The sequence below is a fragment of the Sphingomonas sp. genome, assembly GCF_036388215.1.
Lineage (GTDB): Bacteria > Pseudomonadota > Alphaproteobacteria > Sphingomonadales > Sphingomonadaceae > Sphingomonas.
The window spans coordinates 98350-121897 of the sequence record NZ_DASVSH010000033.1 but is presented as its reverse complement, the minus strand read 5'-3'; the positions used below and the strand labels follow the sequence as shown (position 1 = coordinate 121897).

The following is a 23548-nucleotide window of genomic DNA, read 5'->3' as shown; positions in this document are numbered from 1 at the left end:
TTGCGGGAGGGGTCGGGGGAGGGCATGTCCAGTTGCGATGACGGTCGTGACAGCCCCTCCCCTAACCCCTCCCGCAAGCGGGAGGGGAATTTAAGTATGGCCTTGACTCCGGTCCCCGGTGACCAGCTCGCCGCGGTCGTCACTGCGATGGATATGCGCGAGCGGCCGCTGCCCAAGCCGCTGCCGCCCTCGCCCTTTCGCCTGGTCCATTGGGACAAGCCGGACAGCGAACGCTACCGTACGCTGTTCCGCCGCGTCGGCGAGCCCTGGCTATGGTATTCGCGGCTGGCGATGGACGAGGAGCGGCTGCGCGCGATTCTCGACGACCCCCAGGTCGCGGTCTATGCCGCGGTCGATCGCGGGGGCATCGAGATCGGCATGATTGAGCTCGATTTCCGCGCGGAGGCAACTTGCGGCCTCACATATTTTGGATTGATCCCGGAACTGGCGGGCAAGGGGCACGGCAACTGGCTGATGGCGCATGCGCTGGCCTTTGCCTGGCAGAAGCAGGTGCGCCGCGTCTGGGTGCATACCTGCACGCTCGATCACCCCGCCGCTCTGCCATTCTATCGCCGCCACGGCTTCGTGCCCTACAAGCGCACGCTGGAGACTTTTCCCGATCCGCGGCTGCTGGGGCTGTTGCCTGCGGAGGCCGCGCCTCAGATACCTTGTTTAGGCTCGGAGCGGCGATAGGCGGCGACCCGCGCCAAGGCGAGCGTGAGCCATGCCATGCTGCCGACAGCGGCGACCAGGAAATAGCCCGACGCCTCCAGCGCGCGGCTGTCACCCAGCCCCGCGCCGATTACGCCGAGCGGGATGCTGCCCAACAGGATGATCAGGGCGGCCACCAGGATCGTGGCCGCCGCGATCGCGAGCAGCAGCAGCCAGTTCAGCCCTGCGCTACGCCGCCATCCTTGCCGAAACGCCGCGATCACGCCCGATTCGGGTGCGGCGGCAAGCGCGGGCGCGGCCAGCCACGTCCTGCCGAAGAGAAACAGCCCCGGCAGCACGAGCAGCGACATGCCGATGCCAAACAGGATGGCGGCGGCAAGATCCACCGCGAGAAGCGGGATCGTTCGGCGAAGCGTGGCCATCAACACTTCTCCCAGCGTCCGGTCCCCATGCTGCAGAAACAGCGTGAACACGGCGAAAGTGCCGAAATCGATCGCGAGATTGGCGAGCAGGATCGGGCCCAGATTGGCGCTGTAGAATGCGCGCACCGCTTCGTTGAGCTTTATCGGATCCGGATCGTCCGGCATCCCGCTTTGCGCGAGCAGGAACAGGATCCCGAGGATGGGCAGCAGGAAGAACACGCCGGCGATGGCGCCCAGCATCTCGCGATGGCTGCGCCACATCGCTCCGGCGTCGGCGAGCACGCCGGAGAAGGAGAAGCTCATGCGATGACTACGCCCTCACGCAGGCCGGCCGCCGCGGTGAGCGCCAGATAGAGCTTGGCGGTGAAGGCGGGGATCAGCACGGTGAAGCCGGTCTGCACCGCCGCGACGACGATCGAAGTCAGCACACCCGCCAGCGACACGCCGGCCCGGTCGCCACCCGCGACCAGCGCGAAGATGCTGCCGAATACGGTGTTTGCGGCGAGGATCGACACCCAGGATACGAGCGCGAACAACAGGATCACGCCGATCACCCGCCAGGCGACGCCGCGCGTGAGCTTCCACGACTGGCGCAGCGCACCGAGCCAGCGCCCTTCGCGCACGATCACCGGCGTGGTCACGATCAGCCGCGCGGCCGCCCATAGGAGCAAGCCCGCCAGCACCAGCATATAGATGGCGACGAAACCCGCCATGGCCGGAGCGATATCGACTTCGCGGCGCTCGGCGATCGCCGCCAGGTCCACGCCATTGGCGCTCAGCACCATCGGCACCGGCAGGAGGAGCACGAACACCGCCGCGATCGTGACCACCGCCACAAGCAACGCCGCGGGCAGCCGCTTGCCCGCCACTCGGCCCGCGCCGTCCACCCCGGCGACGTTGAGCGCCATCACCGTGATGGTCAGCGAACCCCAGATTGAAAGCACGCCGAAGCCGAGCTGAACCAGGCGCAACGTGAGGATCAGCGCAGGGTCGGCGCCCTCCATCGCGGCCTGAAAATTGCCCTCGATCGAAGCCGGCACGAAAAAAGCCAACAGCGCGATCGGCAGGATCGCCGCGATATTGTCGGTCAGAAATTCCGCCGTCCGATCCCAGACGGTTCCCATCTTCACCATGCCTTTGCGTCCCCTAGTCCGCTGCCGTCCCTGTTAGCCCCCCGGCAATCCGTTGCCAATGCTTGCTTAAAGCCGTGCGCTCGCGCAATCGCCCTGGGCAATGAGCGCTGACGTGGAATGGCGGGTCGAGCCCGCGCCGATCGACTATGCGGAAGCCCATGCCGCGATGGAGGCGCGCGCCGCGGCGGTGACCGCGCACCAGGCGCGCGAACTCGTGTGGTTGCTCGAACATCCGCCGGTCTACACCGCCGGCACAAGCGCTACCGACGACTCGGAACTGCTCGATCCGCGCTTTCCGGTGCACCGCACCGGGCGCGGCGGGCGCTACACCTATCACGGCCCGGGCCAGCGCATCGGTTATGTCGTAATGGATCTGCGAAAGCGGCGGCGCGACGTGCGCTGCTATGTCCATGCGCTCGAGGGATGGGTGATCGCCGCTTTGGGCGAGGTGGGCGTCGAAGCGTTCCGCGCGCCGGGACGCATCGGTATCTGGACGCTGGATCGCGGGCGCGAAGCGAAGATCGGCGCACTCGGCGTACGCATTCGTCAATGGGTTACGCTCCACGGTTTCGCCGTAAACCTGAACCCTAACCTCACGCATTTCGGCGGAATCGTGCCCTGCGGCATCCCTGATTTTCCAGTCACCAGCACCGCCGCTCTCGGCCTCGACGTAACCGCCGAGGGCTTCGATGCCGCATTGTCCGCCGCATTTTTGCCGTTTTTAGACGCTTTGGCGGTGGATTAGGCGAAATCGTGTCTTGAGGGCTTGCCCCGAACCGTCTAATGTCCACGACGGTTTGGGGTAATTGCGGCGTATCCGTCCTTTCCAAATCCATTATCTAGGGAGCTATTCTAATGCGTGCAGTCATTTCCACCCTCGCGATCGCCGGCGCGGCCCTTCTGGCCTCGGCGTGCACCAGCAACGAAACCACCAACGTCACCAACACGACCGAAGTCGTTCCTGTCGAGAACGTGACGACCAGCGACACGATGGTCACGAACATCGATGCGGCCGCTCCGATGGGCAACACCATGGAGACGACCAACACGATGTCGACGTCCAACACCATGGGCAACGCCATGTAATCACGCGCAAGCGTGTTTTCGGATAAGGGCCGTCCGGGCGACCGGGCGGCCCTTTTCTTTCTCCACGGCGAATGGGCGGCTCGGCTCGCCGCCGTCTCGAAAAAAGGGGCTTGGGCGCGGAGTCGAAAACCCCTAGTCGTGCGCCTCTCAGTTAAGAGTAGAGGGCAAGATGCTCGTTCCGCGTACCCTGATCGTGTTGGCCGCTGGAGTCGGCCTGTTGGCCGCCGCACCGGCTTCCGCGCAATTTTTCCTCAAGCCGGCCAATCTGGCGGGCGCGCCTGTCACCGGCGCCGAGCCCGGAATGACCGGCCCGGCGCTCCCAGGCGCCACTCCTGTCGAGCTTCGCGCCGCCTTGGTGTGGAACCTGCGCGCCGCGCTCAATGTCGCCGCGCTGCAATGCCAGTTCGAGCCGACGCTGCTGACGCTGGATTACTATAACGCGGCGCTCAAGGATCACTCGGTCGAGCTGCGCACCTCTTATGTGACGCTGGAGAAATATTTCGCTCGCACCGCGGCGGACAAGAAGGCCGGCCAGACCGAACTCGATAAGTTCGGCACGCGTGTCTATTCGGGCTTTTCGACGGTGGGCGGCCAGCTATCCTTCTGCCAGACGGCGGGATCGATCGGCCGCGACGCGCTGTTCACGCGCGTCGGCCGGTTCGGCGACCTGGCCGAGAGCAGGATGCGCGAACTGCGCCAGAGCCTGCTTGCCTGGGGCGAGCAATATCGCGCCGGCGGCTATCGCCCGCAGCTTTACTTCGTGGGCGGCGCACTCCCGCCCTTCGGCAACGACAAATGCTGGAAGAAGGACTCGTACCAGCCGAAGAAGTGCGGTCCGCTTCCCGCGGGGTGATGGCTGCTTGTTAACGGCATCGGCCCGCTCCCAAATCAAACAAGCCTCAGCGCAGCCCCAGCAGTTTATGCGCCTGTAGAGACAATCGCCATCTGGGCCGCGCCATCGCGAGGGCGAGCGCGGCCTGAAGATTGGCCTCGGCATCGGCGCTGTCCATCGGCTGGATCAGGAAATGCGCGAAGTCCCAGCCTTCGATCGCCTCAGGCTCCACGCCGGGCTGCGGCCAGACCAGCTTGAGCTCGTCACCGGTGCGCTGGACCACCCGGCTGCCCGCCTTGGGGCTGATGCACACCCAGTCGATGCCCGGGTGCACGGGCAAGGTGCCGTTGCTCTCGATAGCGATGCGGAAGCCGCGCGCGTGGAGCGCATCGATCAGCGCGCCATCGGCCTGGAGCATGGGCTCGCCGCCGGTGAGCACCACGAAGCGCCGTTCGCTCCCTTCGCCCCAATGGGTTTCGGCGGCTTCAGCCAGCGCGTCCGCATCGGCGAACTTACCCCCGCCGGCTCCATCGGTGCCGACGAAATCGGTGTCGCAGAAGGTGCAGATTGCGTCGGCGCGATCCTGCTCGCGCCCGGACCACAGATTGCATCCGGCAAACCGCACGAACACCGCGCGCGCACCGGCATTGACCCCCTCGCCCTGAAGCGTGAGGAACATTTCCTTGACCGCATAGCTCATGGAATCGCGGCGTAGCGCGTGGGATCGGGCAGCCCGGCCTCTTCGAAGCCCTTGGCGCGCAGCCGGCAACTGTCGCACAGCCCGCAATGGAGACTGCCGGGCGCGGGATCGTAGCACGACCAGCTCATGCCCGCGTCGAGCCCGAGCCGCGCCGCTTCGCGAACGATATCGGCCTTGCTCATATGCTGGAGCGGCGCCTGGATCCGCAAGGGCTGCCCTTCGACGCCCGCCTTGGTGGCCAGTTCGGCCAGGCATTCGAAGCCATGGATGAATTCGGGGCGGCAATCGGGATAGCCCGAATAATCCAGCGCATTCACCCCGATATAGATATCGCGCGCGCCGGAGGCCTCCGCCCAGCCCAGCGCCAGGCTAAGGAAGATCGTGTTGCGCGCGGGAACATAGGTGACCGGAATATCAACCCCCACGCCCGACTTCGGCACGTCGATCTCGGCGGTGAGCGCTGAGCCGCCGAAAGCGCGAAGATCGAGCGGCATCACGATATGGCGCTCGGCCCCAAGCGCCGTCGCGATCCGCCGGGCCGCGGCCAATTCGACCTGATGGCGCTGGCTATAGTCGATCGAGAGCGCGAGCAGCCGGTGCCCGTCCTCCTTTGCGCGCGCGGCGCTGACCATCGAATCCAGTCCGCCCGAAACCAGGACGATCGCTACGCTGTCACTCATGCGAGGCCCCTAGCCGGATTTCCCCCGGAATAAAAATGGGCCGCCCGAAGGCGGCCCAGGATAGGGAAAACCCATTGCCAGAGAGGAAGCTCCGGGAGGAGCGACCAAATGGTAAGCCGGGGCGCATGAAGAATGCGTAAAGGCCGGGCCAAATTCAGCAGGGTCCGAGCAAGCGCCCTTCATAGGTTTCGGAAAATGGAGCCCCGTCGATCACCCCCTGGGTGTCGAGGCTGATCAGCTTGCTCGTTTCCACCGTCAGCGTGGTGCGGCCCTGCCCGTGACCTGGGCAGGTGTAGCGAACCGTGGCGGTGCTCGCGCCATTGTCCATCACCACAATCTGGCACCGCGCGGTCTTGTGCTGGACCTGGAGCAGCGCCCGCGGATTGCCGACGCACAGCCGGCGCACGCCGCCACCAGCAAGCCGAAGCTGCCATTGGCCACGCTCAACCGCGCGCAACGCGGCGATCGGCTCACCGCCCTGCGCAGTCGCGCCGCCGCCGCCGAAAAGCAGCAAGCCACCGGCTATGGCCGGGCGCAGGAACCGCCTTGGACTCATCTTAAACTCCCGCCCCCGGGCACGCGTCCCGACCCTTGCCGATTCGCGCAACTCCAGCGGATATGCAGTGGATTTCGCGAATTACAACGGTGGCGAAACGAAGTCAGTGGCCCGCACCGGAAATTGCTTCGAGCAAAAGGCGCAGTCGACCGAGATCAGCCCGTTCGCATCGGCCATCGCGGCGCGTTCGTCCTCCGGAAATTTTCCCAATACTTGCAGGATGTAACCCGCATCGCAGCGGCATCCTCGCGAGAGCCCGACATCGGCGAGGATGCGGACTTCCGGCTCTTCGTTGAACAGTCGCCACACCAGGGTCTCCAACGGGATAGACGGATCGGCAAGCTCGTCCGCGCCCATAGTGCCGCCGAGCACCGCGACATGCTCCCATTCGGGATGGTCGAGCCGCGTGTGCAAGCGCTCGCGCCCTTCCTCCCCCTCGGGCAGATGCTGGAGGAAGATGCCGCCCGCGATCAGCTTGCCGGCCGCGTCTCGGCGGACGCCGATGCGCACGAGGCTGGGTATCTGCTCCGACTGCAGGAAATAGTTCTCCGCGGCCGCACCGATCGAATCGCCGTCGAGCGGCACGATACCCTGATAGCGCTCTTTCGTCAGCGCCTGATCGAAGGTGATCGTCAGATAGCCCTTGCCGAACATCGCATAGAGCGACGGACTCTCCCCGAGCATCGCCAGCCGGTCGGCATCGAACTGGACATAACCGCGCAGCTCACCGCCCTTATAATCGCATACCAGCAAGCCGATAATGCCCCCGCTGGTCTGTGCCTGGAGCGTCATCTGGCCCTGGGCCTGCTTGAGCGTGGAGCCTAGCAAGGCAGTGAGGGTCAGCGCTTCGGCGAGCAGCCGCTCGATCGGCTCGGGATAAGCGTGTGCCGACAGGATCTCGTCGAGCACGGGTCCCAGCCGCGCGACGCGGCCGCGGGCGTGGCGATGCGGCAGGGTGAAGCCGAGCGCACGGTCGAGATCGGTGGGTGCGGAGGCGGTCATGCTTCAGTCTCCAACCGCTCACCCTGAGCTTGTCGAAGGGCCTTGCCTTACATGCTCATGCCGGAGGCGAGGAACCCTTCGACAAGCTCAGGGTGAGCGGAGGTTGTTGCGTTTGCGTCGATGTAGGAGCGGCGTCCCGGCGCCGCAACTCAGCCGATCTGCCCGAAGCACCAGCGCAGCACCGACTTTTGCGCATGCAGCCGGTTTTCAGCCTCTTGCCAGATCAGCGATTGGGGACCGTCGATGACCGCATCCGCCACTTCCTCGCCGCGATGCGCGGGAAGGCAATGGAGGAATATCGCGCCGGGCTGGGCCGCCGCCATCAGCGCCTCATCGACCTGGAACGGCATCATCGCCGCAAGCTTGGTCTCGGCATGCGCCTGGCCCATCGATATCCAGGTGTCGGTGACTACCACGTCCGCGCCCTCCGCCGCTTCCCTCGCGCTGCCCACGACGCGCGCGCGGCCCCTGCCCCGGGCCACGTCATCGTCACTCGGCTGGAAGCCCTGCGGACACGCCGCGACCACGTCGAAATGCATCAGCCCGGCGGCTTCCATGATCGACGCCAGCACATTGTTGCCGTCGCCCAGCCACGCGACCTTGAGGCCCGGCAGCGCGCGGCCGCTCTCGATGATCGTCAGCAGATCCGCCATGATCTGGCAGGGATGCGAGGCGTCCGTGAGGCCGTTGATCACTGGCACGGTTGCGTGCGCGGCCATCTCGACAACCTTGGCGTGATCGTCGGTGCGGATCATGATCGCGTCGCAATAGCCGCTGAGGACGCGCGCGGTGTCCGAAATGGGCTCGCCGCGGCCCAATTGCATTGAGCTTGCGTCCATGACGATGCTGGCGCCGCCGAGCTGGCGGATCGCCATGTCGAACGAGACGCGAGTACGGGTGGAGTTCTTCTCGAACACCATCGCGAGGACATGGCCGGCGAGCGGCGCGTCCGTATCGGCCTTGCCCTTGGCGAAGCCGGCACGCGCCGCCTTGCGATCAAGCGCATCGGCGAGCATCGCGGCGATCGCGTCTGGCCCTGCGTCGGACAGGTCGAGGAAGTGACGGGTCACTGTCCCTCTCCCTTTGGGAGAGGGAAGGAGCCGCGAAGCGGCGGGAGGGTGAGGGCAGGATGAAAGCAACTGCCCTCACCCTTCCCACTCAGCCTTGCCGAGCGGGCCCAGCGTCGGGTGAACAGCGCCCCGCGCTGTTCAGGCCATGCTGGGGGCATGGCCGACCCGACGCTCCTCTCCCGATGGGAGAGGGAGCTATGCATGGCCAGCCACCGCGAACGACCGCGCGCCGGCACTAAGCCGCTCTACGCACTCGGCTATGTTATCCTCATTGATCACCAGCGGCGGCAGCACACGGAACACATTCTCGCCCGCCGCCACGGTCAGCAGCCCGTGATTGTCGCGCAGGTGCGCCACGAAATCGCGCGCGACCGCGGGTTCCTTCATCTTGATGCCGAGCATCAGGCCCTTGCCCCGGATTTCATCGAACAGATGATCATGATTGGGGATCAGCTGCTCGAAAGCCTGGCGCAGCCGATCGCCCATCTTGACGACATGCTCCAGGAAGCCCTCTTCCAGCATCACGTCGAGCACTGCCTGCCCGGCCGCCATGGCCAGCGGATTGCCGCCATAAGTCGATCCATGCGTGCCGATGACCATGCCCTTCGCCGCCTCCTCGGTGGCGAGGCAGGCGCCGAGCGGAAAGCCCGCGCCGATGCCCTTGGCGACGGTCATGATATCGGGCTCGATGCCGTAATGCTCATAAGCCCACATCTTGCCCGTGCGCCCATAGCCGCACTGGATCTCGTCGAGGATCAGCAGCAGGCCATGCTCGTCGCATGCCTTGCGCAGGCCCCGGATGAACTCGGGAGTGCCGGCGGTCATCCCGCCCTCGCCCTGCACTGTCTCGACCAGGAAGCCGGCCGTCTCGCCGTCGATCCTGGCGAGCGCGCCTTCGAGATCGTTGAACGCCACATAATCGAAGCCCGGCAGCAGCGGCTCGAAGCCGTCGCGCATCTTGGCCTGGTCGGTCGCCGAGATCGCCCCGATCGAACGGCCGTGAAAGGCGTTCTTGAAAGTGATCAGCTTATGCCGCTCGGGCGCGCCGTTGACATAGTGATAGCGCCGCGCGGTCTTGATCGCGCACTCGATCGCCTCGACGCCCGAATTGGTGAAGAACACCGTATCGGCGAAGCTCACATCGATGATGCGCTGCGCCAGCGCCTCGCCCTGCGGAGAGCCATAGAGATTCGAGACGTGCATCAGCGTAGCGGCCTGATCCGCTATCGCCTTCACCAGATGCGGATGGCCGTGCCCCAGCGCATTGACTGCGATGCCGGCGGCGAAATCCAGATACTTCTCACCGCGCTCGCCATAGAGATGGACGCCCTCGCCTCGCACCGGCCGCACACCGCACCGCGGATAAACGGGCATGAGCGGGCTGATAGGCACGTCGCATCTCCTCAAACGAAAAAAGCGGCCATCGGAGGCCGCCGGAAGCGCGCTTTTACGGGGTGGTGGTGGAAGGCGTCAACACCGCAGAGGGATTCCACCGCACCGCTGCGAATGCTAAATCAAAGTAATGGTAGCCAGGATGATGGCCGCCACAACGCCGACCACCATTAGCCATTTCATCATCCGGAATGTGAGTTCGCCGGCCTTCACGCGCCTCCATTCGCTCTTCAGGACCATTGCACCGACCTCTATAACTTCCGCCTCGATCGTACCCAGTCGCTCGGCGTGCTCGCCAAAACCCGAGTTCATCAGCAATTCGGTCTCTTCGAAGAGTTTGCGTAGACGCGCGGGTCCATCCTCGTCCGGGTTTAGCCGAAGCCGGAGTCGAGTGATTGCCTGATTAGCGGCCACATAGTCTTGCCGGGCATGTTTCCAATGATCGGTGGAAGCTTCCTGGATAACCGACTCGATGCTGTGAATCGCCATTATCGACGAAATCAATATGCCTATGTCGTCGCGAACCGCATCAATCCAAGCTTGGCGGAATTCAGATGTTTTATGTTCCTTGGCGACGATAAGACCGACAAGCGACAGCAACGCTGCGATGACGGCGGCGGTAATCGGCCCCAGCGCGGCGTCCGGCAAAGCCATCAGCTCTTGATCTTCCAGCCGCTGCGCAACAGGGCGTAGCAGGCCAGCCCCAGCACCACATCGAGCCCCAGGATCACTGTGCTGCCCAGCCAGATCGGCGAATCCGCTACGCCCAGAAAGCCATAGCGAAAGCCCGAGATGATATAGAAAAACGGATTGAGATGACTGATCGTCTGGAAGGTCGGCGACAGCTTCTCGACCGAATAGAAAGTGCCCGAAAGCAGCGACAGCGGCGCCACCACGAAATTGGTCACCGCTGCGGCGTGATCGAATTTCTCCGCCCAGGTAGACGTGAGCACGCCGAGCAACGCCAGGAAAGCCGAACCGAGCAGCCCGAACCACAGGATCGCCCACAGATGCTGGGGCGCCACGTTCACGCCCGGCCACAGCGCCATCGCCAGCCAGACCGTTGCGCCCACGCAGAATGCGCGGGTAACCGATCCGCCGACCAAAGCCGCGAGCAGCTCGGCCGTCGAAAGCGGCGGCATCAGATAATCGACGATCGTCCCCTGGATCTTGCCGACAAGCAGCGAGAAGCTCGCATTGGCAAAGGCATTTTGCAGCATGCCCATCACGATCAGCCCCGGCCCGATGAAATCGGCGAAGTGAATCTCCTGGCCCTGCAGGCTCACCGTGCGGCCTCCACCCCCTAATGCGACGGTGAAAATCACCAGGAACATCAAGGTCGTGACCGCTGGTGCCCACACCGTCTGGAGCTGGACCTTGAAGAATCGGCGCACCTCCTTGATATAGAGCGTGCGAAGCCCTCCCCAATTTACGTTGCGGATCACCGGAACGCCGGGTTCTGGAAGGTTTTGACCGATTTCAGGCTGGCTGGACATGCGAGGTTCGCGTAACCCTTGCCTGCGCTGGCTGCAAGGCGAAGGAAGACAAGTGAGCTGGACCGACGAGCGTATCGAAACGCTGAAGAAGATGTGGGATTCAGGGCTTACCGCGACTCAGATCGCCGAGGAACTGGGTGGCGTCAGCCGCAACGCGGTGATCGGCAAGGCGCACCGCCTGGGCCTCCCCGCGCGCCCGTCTCCCGTCAAGCCCAACGAGGCCAAGGCCGCCGCCAAGGCGGCCGCACCCGCGCCGGCGGCTCCAATTGCCGCACCCAAGCCGGCCCCCGCGCCAGCCGCGCCCGAACCTGCACCGCGGAGCGCCGCGACTTCGACGCCGAGCGCTACCGGCGAACTCGCCTCCGCGCCAAAGCATGAAGGTCCGGTGATGCGCTCGGTCGGCCCCGGCGGCTTCCTGCGCCAGAATCCCGGGGAGCAATCCGCGCCGATCACGCCAGCCCCGCCGCGCCGCCTGGTTCCCGCCAAGCCCAGCGAGGCGATCGCCGGCAAGACCGGCCTGCTCGACCTGAACGACCGCATCTGCAAATGGCCGCTGGGCCATCCCGGCGAGCCCGATTTCCATTTCTGCGGCGACAAGGTGAACCCGGGCTTCCCTTATTGCGTGGCGCATTGCGGCCACGCCTATCAGGCGCAGCTCCCCCGGCGCGACCGCCGGCCCCCGCCTCCGCTACCCTTTGGCGGCCCGCGCGTCCGCTGAACGCACCGAAATTTCGGCTATGGGGCTCAGCGCGCCCATTGTTTTTCGAACGCCCAGGCTTCCTCGAAACCGATCAGCGAGCAGAATTCCTTGAAGTCCAGCAGGGGCATCTCGGCAGGGAGAGCGTGCCGCACGCGCGGCGCATTCCTCCTCGCTGGTGAGCGCCTCGACGAACAGCACCTCCGCGCCCGCCTCGCCATATAAAGCCCGCGCGGGCGAGCGCCCCCTCCAAGCCTTCGCTCTGACGTGCGTCGGTGCGTGCGATGATCAGCGTTTGCGGGGTCGCGCCGGCGGCGCAGGCGACACGGATCTTCTCGGCCATGCCTCGAATTTCACGGCCACGGCCTGAACGGCGGGCAGCTTGAGAAAATGATCCCAGAACGCCTGGGCCAGATGCGCATGATCATGCGCGAACAGTTCGGCGATCTCGGCACAGCCCTGCGTGACTGCGCCACCGCAATGGGGAACATCGCGGGCCAGGACCGACGAATGACGCCGCCAGCGCCAAAATGCGCCCGCCGCTTCGTGGTGCCGGATATGCGTACGCACCCTAGATCGAGTTGAGTTCAAGGTGAGGTGGGCCACGCGACCGCGCTATCCTGATCAAAGAAAACGGGGCGGGATGACCATCGTCGTCCCGCCCCGGTTAAGAGCCCAGCCGAATTTGGCGGGTCGCGTCGGTCTGCCTGACTTGCCTGGGACGCCGGACCTGTTCGGGCGGGATGGCGCGAAGCGGCGTGCGGCACGTGCGCGCGCAGCGGCCAGCTTTCAGGACGTGCAGGCCGTGAAGTTGCGAGTTTCGGTGGAAATCGCCCGCGCTTATGTGCAGCGTGCCACGCTGGTGCGCCGGCTCGAACTCGTCGATACGAGCCTGACGACCGCAGCCGAGCTTGATCGGATCATTCGGGTTCGCAACCAGGAAGGCGCCGCGAGCAAGGTCGAGGTGGGCCTGCAATCGATCCGCCTGAAGCAGCTTCAGGCCGAACGCAGCCGCATTTCCGAAGCGCTGGACCAGACCCGTGGCGCGCTGGTGTATCTGGTGGGAGAAGAAGCTCCCGGCTTCAAGGTCACGCCGGGCGACCTCACCGCCTTCACGACGCCGGCTATCGAAGTGCCCAGTCCAACGCAGCTCATCGAGAGCCGTCCAGACATCGTGCCGTGTCGAAGGCCTGATCCGCCTCTGGGGGGCCGGCTGTGCTCCCCTGGCAAGACTGGCCGGGGGCGACAGGGAAGTATCGAGCATGCCGTCAGTCGGCTGGACGTGGTCCCGCACCAAGGTCTGCTTCCTGCCCGCATTCGAATGTTGGCGGGATCGCCGGTGCGCTTGAAGCGTGGTTTGCTCGGCCGAAATCGTCATCTGTCAGCCGGTTCCGGAGTTTTGGCGCTCCTCGGAAGAGACCGGAAACATCTTGTTGCGGTGGATGGTCCAGTCGTTGAGCTTCTGGCTGATCTTGCCCATGAGCAGCTCGGTCGGGACATCGCAAAGCCCGAACGATCTCCGGTCTTCCGACAGCATGGAGAGCCGGGTCAACAATTGTTCGCTGCGGACTATCCTCTGTTCCGCCGCGGCGAGTTGCTCGTTTTGCTCTTGCCCAGCGATCCGGCGCGCGGGCTCGCCACCGCGCCGTTCCTGCTTGCATTCAAGTGGCTTGGAATGAGGCATGCGCCCTGTGTGCGGCGCAACGGCACTCTCTCTCCATATAATATATTAGATAGTCCTTGGCGCATCACGGACCGGTAGAGCGTTAGTCGGCGCTCTTTCCAAAAGGGTGCTTCACCGCCTCCCAGGCGCCTTGGAGAATTCCGGAAGGTGATGGTGGCACCAGATCGCCGACCCTGTCCCTGATCGACGGATCGGCACGCTCGGTGCGCACCAGATGGAGGTAGCTGGCGTCGTATTGCCCGAGCTCGCTCAGGCGCTTGAAATCCAGCACTACCAAAACCTTGTTGTTAAGCTCGATCAGTCCGTCAGACCGCAGTTGCTGGATCATGCGGTTAGCGTGAACGGGTGTCATCCCGGTAGCCTCCGCGAGTTCCTCCTGGGTAAGTGGGAAAGGCACGATGTTGTCGCCGCCTTGGCCCACGATACGGTGGCGGATCAGCAGCTCGCAGAAGATGTGGGCCATGCGTTGCAGGGCATCGCGAATCCCATGGTTGACGATCCACTCCCGAAGCACAGCCGAGTCCGTCATGGTGCTCCACCACATTGCCCTAGTCAGGTTTGATGACTCGGTGAGCAGCTTCTCCATTTCGCTTGCCGGTATGAGAACGCAGGTGGTTTCGGCGAGCGCGACCACATCGTGGTCCATCGCTTCGAGGATGAACACCTCGACATCGCAGAGATCCCCCGGGACCAGAAATGCCATTAGCTGGCGGCTGCCATCCCGCAGTGTCTTCGAGCGGGTTGCCAGCCCCTTCGTGATCAGGTGAATGTTGTCGACCTTGTCCCCTACGCCGATGATAGTCTTTCCCCGAGGGAAGATGGTCGACGGATGCTCCAGCAGCTCGTCGAGCCGCATGCGCTCCGAGCCTTCGAAGCGGGTGAACTGCTCGAGCTTCATAGTTAGGGGATTAGACACAAAAATCTCCTCCTCCGAACGTCCTAACGCAAGACCCGTGGGTTCTAAATAGCAATGTCAGCTTGATAGAAGGGCTGTGGCCCGGGGACTGGAACCGGCAGCACACGGTCAAAATAAGCCCGGGCAGCAACCGCCCAGTTACGGTCGTTCTAGCCGGCTAACCTGAATCTCGAAAGCTGCCTCTCGTTTCACCTGCTTCTTGAACGTCTGCCAGTGCCGGAAATCAGACCCTTGCGAGCGCCGATTCGCCCTCACGAAGATGCAAATAGTTGGTGTCAAAATCGCCCGCATCCGCCAACCTGTTCCAATCACCAATCCTTATCGAGCGACTGGTCCTACGGCTGATGAGGTTCTCTTTTTCGAGGAGCTTTAGTGTGCGATTGACGTGGACCGGAGTTAGTCCGGTGCAGTCAGCGATGTGCTCTTGGGACATGGGCAGTTCGTAGTCGGTTGCCTTTCCCAGCCCAGCCACTTTGAGCCTCAGCGAAAACTCGCAAAGTAGATGCGCGACGCGCGTATGGGCATCGCGCCGACCGACGTTCGCGATCCACTCTCGAAAAACGGAAGCATCGACGAGCGTGTCATACCACATAGCCATGCCGACCCTTGGCCGCTGAAGGGCAAGCTGCTTGATGGCGTCTCTCGGGATCATCGCGACTAGCGCGTCTGTGAGCGTCTGGACACTGTGGTCAGCAACCCCAAGGAACGAGTTCTGAAGGTCCACTAAGTCGCCCTTCATGTGGATCGCCAAGATCTGCCGCGCCCCGTCCACTACGATCTTGTGCCTGAAGGCGAAGCCCGAAAGCAACAAGCAGGAATGGGTCGTCGTCTCACGTTCGCGAGCGATGTAGCCATTGCGCTCAATCCGCTTCGTCCGGTGCGGGAGGTCGAGTATCGCGCTCTGATCGGCGGCGTCGAAGTCACCCCAGTAGGCGAGCTTGCGAACCATGGGCAGCAGTGCGGATTCATCATGGTCGGACATCAGGGCTCTCCGCTTGGCGGGAGCACAATGTCTTCCTGTCGCTGGTAGGCCGTCAGAGGCCAGCGATGCTCCAGCTATAACGTAAAGCAGAGTCGAGGCTTTATCATATGTTTCTAAGCCCAGCGCGTACGCATGCTACGGCACGACCAGTGCAGATGATGATCAAAATGATCAAGGGGCGTCGCAAACCCGACCAGCAGGTTATCCGGTCCCGCGTGGCACAACGTCTCGGCGGCGTTGCTACATCCGGAATCTTTGTCGTAGTGGAAAAGTAGTGCGTTTAATGTCGCCTTTGTAGGCGACTAATCGAACGCCACACGCGGGACAGATACAGTCGCAGGCTAGGCCGCGCTCGACGTGTGAGACGTGAACGTGCGTGCCACCTGCCCGCTCGCCCCAGACCAGATCCGCGCTGAAGGAGCCGAAAGGAGCGTGATCCTTTTTTCCGACAAATCGGGCCATCTTGCGGTCTCGTGCAGTGGTGTATTCATGTTCCACGCCACGATTACCAGCAACTCCCAATTGCGCTTTCTGTGGGGATAAGCGACGCTAGGTGGGTTTAGCGTGGGTCGAGCCCAATTCCCTACCCAAAGCGCCCCACGTAGGACCCAAACGGCTTCCCAGCCGAACGCGCGTTCGCCAGCAAGTTTCGGAGTTCCCGACTGAGAGTGGTGGTGCCGCTTACAGGACTCGAACCTGTGACCCCCGCATTACGAATGCGATGCTCTACCAGCTGAGCTAAAGCGGCCTGGTATCGGGGCGCGTTGCCCCGAGGAGCGGCGCGCTTACCAGCAGGATTGGTAGCTGACAAGCGTTGCCAAATGCTTGCTTGTACTCGCGGGCTTTACGCGGCGTTTACCACATGGGGTGCACAACGGCTTCACAGGAAGCGGGCGGACTATCGCCCGGAGTGGAGCACGCGCATGGACATGGCTCGCGGCATCAACGATCCGCTCGGCACCGGGGACGACGCGGGGCCGGACGAAGCCGTATCGGATCGCCCGCTGGACATCGGGACCGATGAGCGGCGCATGCATGTGCGCGCCTATAATCATTGGGTCTCGCTGCTTCATGGCCGGCCCTATCCCTCGATCGAGGATCTCGATCCGGACAATATCGCCGATTTCGGGCCCCATTCCGTGCTGCTCGATTTTTCCAAGGGCGTGGACGATCCCGCTATCCGTTATCTCGGGCGGGCGCTGCGCGAGGAAACCGGCGTTGATCCGATCCTAACGCATGTGGGGCAGGTGCCCAGCCGCTCGCTGCTTTCGCGCCTGACCGACCATTACCTCCAGATCATCGCCAATCGCGCGCCGATCGGGTTCGAGGCCGAGTTCGTGGGCACGCGCGGGCACAACACCATGTATCGCGGCATCCTGATGCCCTTTTCGTCGAACGGCGACGAGATCGACTTCATCTATGGCGTGATCAACTGGAAGGAGCTGGTCGACGCCGCGACGCAGGCGAAGCTCAATGCCGAGATCGAGGAAGCGCGCCGCACGGCGCCGCCGCCGATGGCCGCGGCACCCGCGTGGGCCGATGGGCCGAGCGCCGGCTTTGAATCGAGCGCGGATCTGGTGATCCCGGCCGAGGCTGCGGCGGATTCCACGCTTGCCGATCGGCTGATGCTGGCGCGCGAATCGGCCGCGGCAGCGCGCGCATCGGACACGCGGAGCCGCTCCGCGCTCTATCGGGCTTTGGCGCGCGGATATGATTTCGCGCTCGCCGCCGAAAGCGACGGTTCGGGCTATGCCGAACTGCTCGAAGATGCGGGGCTCAAGGTCCAGGCCCGCGCGCCGATGACGCCGGCGGTCAAGCTCGTTTTCGGCGCGGACTATGACAAGACCCGCCTTACCGAATTCGCAGCGGTGCTCAGTCATGCCAGGCGCAATGCAGTGCCTTCGGGGGGACTCGACGCCTTCCTCGACGCAGCCCCTGGCGGGATCAAGGGCGTGGTGGCCGCCGAGCGCGCGCATCGCCGCCCGCCCGCCAAGCCCGACCTGTTCGCACAGATCGCGCAGGAGTTGCGCACTCGCCCGCCCATCGCGCATATCGATGTTGCCGCGGCGAGCGAGTTCGTCGTGCTGCTAGCGCGCAAGGGCGGCGACGGCATGGATATCGTCGCGCAAGTGGCTGACAGTCCGCTCACCGAGCGCGCCATACGCAAGGCCGCCGCCTGAATTTTCCAATCGCTTCGCACCCAGCGCCGCTCACCCTGAGCTTGTCGAAGGGTTGTATCCGCAAGCGCTACGCCGGGGGCCAAGACCCTTCGACAGGCTCAGGGTGAGCGGGCGGTATCGGGTGCGGCGGACAAAATAGTTTCACCTGTTACCGGTTCACAAGTCTTGAAGCGCTGACTCTCCGGGAGTAGCGCTGCCCCATGAAGAACATGATGACGTCGCTGACGCGAGCGTTCGAGGCGAGGCTGCTCGAAGGAGCGCTTCCGGGAGAGCTTGAAGGCTTTGGAGAGACCGAGCGCGCCGGGGCCGCTGCCTTCGTCGCGGAAACCGCCGCGGTGCGGGCGCCGGGGGCCCCACGGATCGCGCTGACCACCTTCATGGCGGGCGAGCGACGGCGGATGCGCCTGGCGGTCGTCAACGACGACATGCCCTTCCTGGTCGATTCGATCGCCGCCGCGATCGGGGCACACGACCTTCCGGTCCAGCGCATCCTCCATCCCGTGATCGCGGTCTCGCGCGACAAGCAGGGCAAGCTCGATTCGATCGGGCCCAATGGTGATTCGACGCGCGAATCGATGGTCTATATCGAGATGGACCGCGCCGACGCGCGCACCCGCCGCAATCTGGTGGCCGAGCTGGAGCGGACGCTCGATCAGGTCCGCGACGCCGTGCATGACTGGCGCGCGCTGCAGACTGCGATGGCCGCCGATGCCGCTTCGGTGCCTTCGAAGGAAGGCGGCAAGCTGCTGCGCTGGTTCCACGACGGCGCTATGACGTTGCTGGCGCATGAGAACTGGTCGGCGGATGGCGTTGCGAGCGATCAGCTGGGGCTGGCGCGCTATACGCTCGAAAAGCCGATCCTGGCGGAGGCGTCGCGCAATGCAGCGGTCGAGTATTTCCGCAAGGGTGGCGAAGCGCCCCTGCTGCTCAAGTCCAATTCGATCTCTACTGTCCACCGGCGCGTGCCGCTCGACATCGTGGTGCTGCCGATCATCACCGGCAGCCAGGTGACCGGGCTTTCCATCCATGCCGGGCTGTGGACCAGCGCGGCATTGTTTGCTTCGCCCGACGATGTGCCCGTGCTGCGCGAGCGCCTGGCCAAGCTGGAGCGCAAGTTCGGCTTCGATCCGAAGGGGCATACGGGCAAGGCGATGGCGCATGCTCTGACTGCGCTTCCGCACGATCTGACCACTGCGTTCGACGTCGATTCGCTCGAGCATCTCTTGCTCACCTCGATGTCCGTCGCCGATCGTCCGCGCTCGAAGCTGGTGCTGGTGAAGAGCCCGCTCGGCCGCCACCTGTTCGCTTTCGTCTGGCTGCCGCGCGACGAAGTGACCACCAGCCGGCGCGAAGCCGTTGGCGAGATGCTGGAGGACGCGGCCAACGCCAAGCTGATCAACTGGTCGATAGCGCTGGAAGACGGCGTCGTCGCCCTGCTGCGCTACACGCTCGACTTGCGCAGCGGGGGCACCATGCCCGATGCGGCAAAGCTCGACGACCAGCTCGAGCGGATGATGCGCGGCTGGGTGCCCGCCGTGGAGGCGGCGCTTAGCGAGCAGGCGGGCGCGGCATCCACGCGGCTTGCGCTTCGCTTCGCCAATGCCTTCCCCGCCGCCTACCGCACCGTGGCGACGCCCGAGGAGGCCGCGCGCGATATTCTGCGCATCGCCACGCTCGACGGGCCCGGCGACCGTTCGGTGCGCATCACGCCCGCCGGCAAGCCCGGCGAATACCGCATCAAACTCTATGCCCAGGGCGGTGCGCTGGCGCTGTCCGATGCAGTGCCGGTGTTCGAAAATTTTGGCTTCCGCGTGATCGAGGAAGTGCCGACCCAGCTTGCCGGGGGTGCCTTCGTCCATGATTTTCAGGTCGAGGCGCCCAACCTGGCGGGCGATCTGGGAACCATCGAGGAAGCCGTCGCTGCAGTGCTCGAGGGCAATGCAGAGAACGATCTGTTCAACCGGCTCATCGTCGAGAGCGGAATGCTGCCGGCATCGGTGGTGCTGTTCCGCGCCTGGTTCCGCTATCTGCGCCAGACCGGCCTGAATTACGGCATGGCCACCGTGGTCGATGCGCTCCGCCGCGCTCCGAAGGTCGCTGCGGCGCTGATCGAGCGGTTCGATGCAGCGCATAACCCCGCTCGCGCAGGCAAGGACGACGAGGCAGTCACTAACGCCGCGCGCGCGATAGACGCTGGGCTCGACGCCGTCTCGGCGATCGACGACGACCGCATCCTGCGCACGCTGCGCGGAGTAGTGCTGGCGACGCTGCGCACCAATGCCTTCGCTCCCGCCGCGAAGGAAGCGCTCGCGTTCAAGCTCGACAGTGCGCAGGTGCCCGGCCTGCCCGCCCCGCTCCCCTGGCGCGAGATCTGGGTGTACAGCCCCCGCGTGGAGGGCATCCACCTGCGAGCCGGCCCCGTGGCGCGCGGAGGGTTGCGCTGGTCGGACCGGCGCGACGATTTCCGCACCGAAATCCTGGGGCTGATGAAGGCGCAGCGCGTCAAGAACGCCGTGATCGTGCCCACCGGCGCGAAGGGCGGCTTCTATCCCAAGCAGCTCCCTTCGCCCGCCACCGATCGAGACGCCTGGTTCGCCGAAGGCACCGAGAGCTATCGCATCTTCATCCGTTCGTTGCTGTCGATCACGGACAACATCGTCGCGAACAAGGTGGTGCATCCCGAGGCGGTCGCGATCCTCGACGGGGAGGACCCCTATTTCGTCGTCGCGGCGGACAAGGGCACGGCAACCTTCTCCGACGTCGCCAACGCCATCGCCATCGAGCGCAATTTCTGGCTGGGCGACGCCTTCGCCAGCGGCGGCTCGGTCGGCTACGACCACAAGGCGATGGGCATCACCGCCAAGGGCGCATGGGTCTCGGTGCGCCGCCACTTCCTCGAAATGGGCGTGGATATCCAGTCCGAGCCCGTCACTGTCGCCGGGTGCGGCGACATGTCGGGCGACGTGTTCGGCAACGGCATGCTGCTCAGCAAGGCGGTCAAGCTGGTCGCGGCATACGATCACCGCCACATCTTCTTCGATCCCGATCCCGATCCGGCGAGGAGCTGGATCGAGCGCGACCGGATGTTCGCGCTGCCCCGCTCCAGCTGGGCCGATTACAATCCCGAACTGATCTCCAAGGGCGGGGGCGTCTTCGCGCGCACCGAAAAATCGATCCCGCTCAGCCCCGAAGTTCGCGCGATGCTCGGCGTCTCGGCGGAGGAGATGGACCCCACCGCATTGATTTCCGCGATTCTGCGGATGCAGGTCGGCCTGCTCTGGTTCGGCGGCATCGGGACCTATATCAAGGCCTCGGCGGAGAGCCATGTCGATGTCGGCGATCCGGCGAACGACCGGCTTCGCGTCAATGCTGAGGAGCTGCGCTGCCAGGCGATCGGCGAAGGCGCCAATCTGGGCGTGACTCAGGCCGCGCGCATTGCCTTTGCCGCGCATGGCGGACGCCTCAACACCGATTTCATCGACAATTCGGCAGGTGTCGATTGCTCGGACAATGAAGTGAATATCAAGATCGCGCTAAACCGCGAGATGATCGAGGGCCGGCTGGAATTCGAGGACCGCAACACGCTGCTGGCCTCGATGACCGACGATGTCGCGCATCTGGTGCTGGAGGATAACCGTCTCCAGACGCTCGCCATCTCGTTCATGGAAAATGACGGCGCAGTCTCGCTGCCCAGCTATGTCCGCGTGATCGAAATCCTCGAAGGCTCGGGCAAGCTCGACCGCGCGGTGGAGGGGCTTGGCTCGAACGAGGAGTTGCTGCGGCGGGCACAGGATGGCCGCGGGCTCACTCGGCCCGAACTGGCGGTGCTGCTCGCCTCGACCAAACTCGCACTGCAGGACGCGATCGAGCATGGCGGGCTCGGGCTCGATCCCGCGCTCGAAAGCGACCTTCGCGCGGCGTTCCCCGCGGCGATGCAGAAGCGCTTCGGCAAGGCGATCGAGGAGCATCGCCTGCGCAACGAGATCGTCGCGACCAAGCTGGCCAATAGAGTGATCAACCGGCTGGGCGTGCTGCATCCCTTCGAACTCGCCGAGGAAGAAGGCGCGTCGATGGCCGATATCGCCGCGATGTTCGCGGTGGCGGAGCAGCTCTTCGGCCTGCCCGAAATCTGGGAAGCGGTGGAAACCGCGGCGGTTAGCGAAGGCGCGCGCATCGCATTGCTGGACGAAGTCGCCGTCGCCGCGCGCGGCCAGGTCGCCGATCTGCTGCGCATCGCGCGGCCCGGCGCGAGCCCCGCCAAGGTGATCGAGCGGTTGAAGCCGGGCATCGAAGCGCTCGACAAGCAGGCCAAGGCGCTGTTGCTCGACGAGGTCAAGGCCCAGTCGGCCCGCATCGCTGATAAGCTGGAAGCCGCCGGCGCGCCCAAGGCGCTGGTCGCCAAGGTGGTCCGCCTGTTCGAGCTGGACGGCGCGGTCGGCCTCGCCGAACTCGGCGTGCGCCGTGGAATCGACGAGACGGTGCTCACCCGCGCCTTCACGTCGCTGGGGCAGGCGCTGGGGCTCGATTGGGCCCAGTCAATCGCGGCGCGGATCACCACGGGAGACCCGTGGGAGAGGCTGCTCATCGCCGGCCTGGCGCGCGATTTCCAGCAGATCCGCCTGGAGTTCCTTGCGCGCGATCACGGCAAGGACCCGCAAGCGGCGGTGGACGCCTGGCTGTCGGAAAATTCAGCTCGCGTGGCGCAGTTCGCCAATCTGGTCGCGCGGGCGCGTCAATCGGCGGTGCCGAATGCGGCGATGCTCGCGCAGATTGCGGGTCAGGCGAGAGTGCTGCTCGGGCGGGAGTGAATTAAAGATCTGTTCTCCTGCGAAAGCAGGAGTCCAGGGTTACAAGCACTTCGTCCGAGGCCCTGGGCTCCTGCTTTCGCAGGAGAACTGCATGGCTTCAGCCCCGCGCCTTGCGCTCCGCCAAATCGCCGCGCCAGCTCCGCGCGCGCCACCACATGATCACGCCGGTCACCCCGAGAACAGCCGGTATCAGGCCACCGAGGAACACGATGATCTGCCACACCAGCCCCATGCCGTTGCCGTCATGAATCCGGCGCATCAGCCGCGCGATGGTCTCCGGCTGCGGCGGGCGCGGCGGCACAACCTTCACCGCGCCGTCCGCATCGCCCACCGAGACGCTCGAAGGCGGGCCCTTGGCGGCGATCTCGATGGTCCATTCGGGCTTCTGATCGGTCGGCCATGCCACCGAGCGGAGGCTTCCGGGGGCCGCGGCCCGCGCCTTCTCAATCGCGGCGGCGAGCGCGGTTGCGGGAGTCTCGAGAGGGCGCGCGCGCATCGTCGCCGCGCGGTCCGGCCCCTTAGGTCGCGGGCCATCGAAACCGGCAAACCAGGCAGGAAACGATATCCACACACCGGTGAGGGAGAGAATGAACAGCGGGAGCGATATCCAGAAGCCGAAGGTCTGGTGGATATTGTGATCGAGATTGCGGTGCCGCCCCCATCGCAGGGCGCGCTTGAAACTTCCGGCGGTGGGCCACCACAGCCACAGGCCGGTCATCGACGAGATCAGCATGGCCACGCCGATCCAGCCGACGATCTGCCGCCCGGCGCCGGGGATCAGCAGCGAACCATGGAGGACGTGCATCACTTGGAAGATACCGGTGGCGCTGTTCTGGCGATCGATCACGTGCGCATCGGCCGGATCGAGATAGGTGATCATTCGCTGAGGACGGCCCTTGCTGGGCTTCGTAGCGGTCGCGATCACCGGTTCGCCTTCGCGAAAATCCAGGCGGGACAACCGCTCGTCCTCGCCCAGCGTCGCGCGCGCGGCATCGGCGTAAGCGGTCGCGGGCAATGTCGCGGTCGCGCCGGCATGGTGGCGTTCGGGATACATCCATTCCTGAATGGGATCGTGCCAGACGAGCGCCGCTCCGGTGATCGAGATGGGAATGATCAGCGCCGCAAGCGTCAGCCCGAGCCATTTATGGACCTGGAACCACATGTTCCTGAGCTGGATCTTGGTCATGCGCGAATCCCTTTTGCCCGGCGTTTCGCATCGCCGCTATTGCAAGTCAATCGC

The 23548-nt window shown here is 64.7% G+C and carries 22 protein-coding genes and 1 tRNA gene; 8 read left to right on the top strand and 15 right to left on the bottom strand.

All coding sequences use genetic code 11. From position 1 onward, the window contains the following. Window positions 1-96 precede the first annotated feature (96 nt). The gene (locus VF617_RS14730) at window positions 97-693 is read left to right on the top strand and encodes a GNAT family N-acetyltransferase (protein ID WP_331015661.1); all 597 of its coding nucleotides are present in this window, start codon (window positions 97-99) and stop codon (window positions 691-693) included. Here the strand turns inward: VF617_RS14730 and VF617_RS14725 are convergent. Together VF617_RS14725 and VF617_RS14720 are read right to left on the bottom strand one after the other, a co-directional pair. Next, complete coding sequence (locus tag VF617_RS14725) at window positions 660-1397, bottom strand: hypothetical protein (protein ID WP_331015660.1); 738 nt, start codon at window positions 1395-1397, stop codon at window positions 660-662. The genes VF617_RS14730 and VF617_RS14725 overlap by 34 nt on opposite strands. Continuing rightward, entirely contained in the window at window positions 1394-2227 is an 834-nt protein-coding gene (locus VF617_RS14720; protein WP_331015659.1) for a glycerophosphoryl diester phosphodiesterase membrane domain-containing protein, read from the bottom strand. Before VF617_RS14720 ends, VF617_RS14725 begins: the two co-directional genes overlap by 4 nt. Window positions 2228-2327: 100 nt before the next feature. Here VF617_RS14720 and lipB point away from each other — a divergent pair, with 100 nt between their 5' ends. From lipB to VF617_RS14705, 3 genes are all read left to right on the top strand, one after another. Further along, on the top strand, window positions 2328-2972 hold the full coding sequence (gene lipB, locus VF617_RS14715; protein ID WP_331015658.1) for a lipoyl(octanoyl) transferase LipB: 645 nt from the start codon (window positions 2328-2330) through the stop codon (window positions 2970-2972). A 110-nt stretch (window positions 2973-3082) separates the two neighbouring features. Then, window positions 3083-3313: a hypothetical protein gene (locus tag VF617_RS14710; RefSeq protein WP_331015657.1), complete on the top strand. Its 231-nt coding sequence runs from the start codon at window positions 3083-3085 to the stop codon at window positions 3311-3313. 169 nt (window positions 3314-3482) lie between these two features. Beyond that, window positions 3483-4166 carry a hypothetical protein gene (locus VF617_RS14705; RefSeq protein WP_331015656.1) on the top strand — a complete coding sequence of 228 codons (684 nt, stop codon included), beginning with the start codon at window positions 3483-3485 and terminating at the stop codon, window positions 4164-4166. 46 nt (window positions 4167-4212) lie between these two features. Here VF617_RS14705 and queE read toward each other — a convergent pair whose 3' ends face one another. From queE to VF617_RS14665, 8 genes are all read right to left on the bottom strand, one after another. Next, complete coding sequence (gene queE / locus VF617_RS14700) at window positions 4213-4845, bottom strand: 7-carboxy-7-deazaguanine synthase (protein WP_331015655.1); 633 nt, start codon at window positions 4843-4845, stop codon at window positions 4213-4215. After that, entirely contained in the window at window positions 4842-5525 is a 684-nt protein-coding gene (gene queC / locus VF617_RS14695) for a 7-cyano-7-deazaguanine synthase QueC (protein WP_331015654.1), read from the bottom strand. The genes queE and queC overlap by 4 nt, the downstream gene beginning before the upstream one ends. Before the next feature lie 154 nt (window positions 5526-5679). Continuing rightward, window positions 5680-6081, bottom strand: a complete 402-nt coding sequence (locus VF617_RS14690; protein ID WP_331015653.1) for a hypothetical protein — start codon at window positions 6079-6081, stop codon at window positions 5680-5682. A gap of 81 nt (window positions 6082-6162) precedes the next feature. Beyond that, window positions 6163-7083, bottom strand: coding sequence for an Hsp33 family molecular chaperone HslO (locus tag VF617_RS14685; RefSeq protein WP_331015652.1), 921 nt, complete (start codon window positions 7081-7083; stop codon window positions 6163-6165). 149 nt (window positions 7084-7232) lie between these two features. Continuing rightward, window positions 7233-8099 carry an ornithine carbamoyltransferase gene (gene argF / locus VF617_RS14680; RefSeq protein ID WP_414714073.1) on the bottom strand — a complete coding sequence of 289 codons (867 nt, stop codon included), beginning with the start codon at window positions 8097-8099 and terminating at the stop codon, window positions 7233-7235. A gap of 249 nt (window positions 8100-8348) precedes the next feature. Beyond that, entirely contained in the window at window positions 8349-9545 is a 1197-nt protein-coding gene (locus VF617_RS14675) for an aspartate aminotransferase family protein (RefSeq protein ID WP_331015650.1), read from the bottom strand. A gap of 117 nt (window positions 9546-9662) precedes the next feature. After that, on the bottom strand, window positions 9663-10199 hold the full coding sequence (locus VF617_RS14670; protein ID WP_331015649.1) for a hypothetical protein: 537 nt from the start codon (window positions 10197-10199) through the stop codon (window positions 9663-9665). Next, on the bottom strand, window positions 10199-11041 hold the full coding sequence (locus tag VF617_RS14665) for an ABC transporter permease (protein ID WP_331015648.1): 843 nt from the start codon (window positions 11039-11041) through the stop codon (window positions 10199-10201). The genes VF617_RS14670 and VF617_RS14665 overlap by 1 nt, the downstream gene beginning before the upstream one ends. Before the next feature lie 52 nt (window positions 11042-11093). On the opposite strand from VF617_RS14665, the gene VF617_RS14660 reads away from it, so the two are divergent. Next, the gene (locus VF617_RS14660) at window positions 11094-11759 is read left to right on the top strand and encodes a GcrA family cell cycle regulator (RefSeq protein WP_331015647.1); all 666 of its coding nucleotides are present in this window, start codon (window positions 11094-11096) and stop codon (window positions 11757-11759) included. Window positions 11760-12026: 267 nt separating this feature from the next. On the opposite strand, the gene VF617_RS14655 is transcribed toward VF617_RS14660, so the two are convergent. Continuing rightward, on the bottom strand, window positions 12027-12308 hold the full coding sequence (locus VF617_RS14655; RefSeq protein ID WP_331015646.1) for a hypothetical protein: 282 nt from the start codon (window positions 12306-12308) through the stop codon (window positions 12027-12029). A gap of 73 nt (window positions 12309-12381) precedes the next feature. Between VF617_RS14655 and VF617_RS14650 the strand changes: the two genes are divergently transcribed. Next, complete coding sequence (locus tag VF617_RS14650; RefSeq protein WP_331015645.1) at window positions 12382-13500, top strand: TolC family protein; 1119 nt, start codon at window positions 12382-12384, stop codon at window positions 13498-13500. 4 nt (window positions 13501-13504) lie between these two features. Here the strand turns inward: VF617_RS14650 and VF617_RS14645 are convergent, their stop codons facing one another. The 3 genes from VF617_RS14645 to VF617_RS14635 form a co-directional block, all read right to left on the bottom strand. Continuing rightward, window positions 13505-14320, bottom strand: coding sequence for a Crp/Fnr family transcriptional regulator (locus tag VF617_RS14645; protein ID WP_331015644.1), 816 nt, complete (start codon window positions 14318-14320; stop codon window positions 13505-13507). Between the two features lie 241 nt (window positions 14321-14561). Further along, window positions 14562-15320 carry a Crp/Fnr family transcriptional regulator gene (locus VF617_RS14640; protein WP_331015643.1) on the bottom strand — a complete coding sequence of 253 codons (759 nt, stop codon included), beginning with the start codon at window positions 15318-15320 and terminating at the stop codon, window positions 14562-14564. Window positions 15321-15992: 672 nt separating this feature from the next. Further along, window positions 15993-16068, bottom strand: a tRNA-Thr gene (locus VF617_RS14635). A gap of 175 nt (window positions 16069-16243) precedes the next feature. Here VF617_RS14635 and VF617_RS14630 point away from each other — a divergent pair. Then, window positions 16244-17500 carry a hypothetical protein gene (locus tag VF617_RS14630; protein ID WP_331015642.1) on the top strand — a complete coding sequence of 419 codons (1257 nt, stop codon included), beginning with the start codon at window positions 16244-16246 and terminating at the stop codon, window positions 17498-17500. Between the two features lie 200 nt (window positions 17501-17700). Next, the gene (locus VF617_RS14625; protein ID WP_331015641.1) at window positions 17701-22308 is read left to right on the top strand and encodes an NAD-glutamate dehydrogenase; all 4608 of its coding nucleotides are present in this window, start codon (window positions 17701-17703) and stop codon (window positions 22306-22308) included. A 97-nt stretch (window positions 22309-22405) separates the two neighbouring features. On the opposite strand, the gene VF617_RS14620 is transcribed toward VF617_RS14625, so the two are convergent. After that, complete coding sequence (locus VF617_RS14620; protein ID WP_331015640.1) at window positions 22406-23494, bottom strand: PepSY-associated TM helix domain-containing protein; 1089 nt, start codon at window positions 23492-23494, stop codon at window positions 22406-22408. Window positions 23495-23548 lie beyond the last annotated feature (54 nt).

Bases quoted from the DNA above. Each gene is read 5' to 3' on its own strand.
- VF617_RS14730 (WP_331015661.1), top strand. From the start codon at position 97: ATGGCCTTGACTCCGGTCCCCGGTGACCAGCTCGCCGCGGTCGTCACT.
- VF617_RS14725 (WP_331015660.1), bottom strand. From the start codon at position 1,397: ATGAGCTTCTCCTTCTCCGGCGTGCTCGCCGACGCCGGAGCGATGTGG.
- VF617_RS14720 (WP_331015659.1), bottom strand. From the start codon at position 2,227: ATGGTGAAGATGGGAACCGTCTGGGATCGGACGGCGGAATTTCTGACC.
- lipB (WP_331015658.1), top strand. From the start codon at position 2,328: ATGAGCGCTGACGTGGAATGGCGGGTCGAGCCCGCGCCGATCGACTAT.
- VF617_RS14710 (WP_331015657.1), top strand. From the start codon at position 3,083: ATGCGTGCAGTCATTTCCACCCTCGCGATCGCCGGCGCGGCCCTTCTG.
- VF617_RS14705 (WP_331015656.1), top strand. From the start codon at position 3,483: ATGCTCGTTCCGCGTACCCTGATCGTGTTGGCCGCTGGAGTCGGCCTG.
- queE (WP_331015655.1), bottom strand. From the start codon at position 4,845: ATGAGCTATGCGGTCAAGGAAATGTTCCTCACGCTTCAGGGCGAGGGG.
- queC (WP_331015654.1), bottom strand. From the start codon at position 5,525: ATGAGTGACAGCGTAGCGATCGTCCTGGTTTCGGGCGGACTGGATTCG.
- VF617_RS14690 (WP_331015653.1), bottom strand. From the start codon at position 6,081: ATGAGTCCAAGGCGGTTCCTGCGCCCGGCCATAGCCGGTGGCTTGCTG.
- VF617_RS14685 (WP_331015652.1), bottom strand. From the start codon at position 7,083: ATGACCGCCTCCGCACCCACCGATCTCGACCGTGCGCTCGGCTTCACC.
- argF (WP_414714073.1), bottom strand. From the start codon at position 8,099: ATGCTCGCCGATGCGCTTGATCGCAAGGCGGCGCGTGCCGGCTTCGCC.
- VF617_RS14670 (WP_331015649.1), bottom strand. From the start codon at position 10,199: ATGGCTTTGCCGGACGCCGCGCTGGGGCCGATTACCGCCGCCGTCATC.
- VF617_RS14665 (WP_331015648.1), bottom strand. From the start codon at position 11,041: ATGTCCAGCCAGCCTGAAATCGGTCAAAACCTTCCAGAACCCGGCGTT.
- VF617_RS14650 (WP_331015645.1), top strand. From the start codon at position 12,382: ATGACCATCGTCGTCCCGCCCCGGTTAAGAGCCCAGCCGAATTTGGCG.
- VF617_RS14645 (WP_331015644.1), bottom strand. From the start codon at position 14,320: ATGAAGCTCGAGCAGTTCACCCGCTTCGAAGGCTCGGAGCGCATGCGG.
- VF617_RS14640 (WP_331015643.1), bottom strand. From the start codon at position 15,320: ATGTCCGACCATGATGAATCCGCACTGCTGCCCATGGTTCGCAAGCTC.
- VF617_RS14630 (WP_331015642.1), top strand. From the start codon at position 16,244: ATGGACATGGCTCGCGGCATCAACGATCCGCTCGGCACCGGGGACGAC.
- VF617_RS14625 (WP_331015641.1), top strand. From the start codon at position 17,701: ATGAAGAACATGATGACGTCGCTGACGCGAGCGTTCGAGGCGAGGCTG.
- VF617_RS14620 (WP_331015640.1), bottom strand. From the start codon at position 23,494: ATGACCAAGATCCAGCTCAGGAACATGTGGTTCCAGGTCCATAAATGG.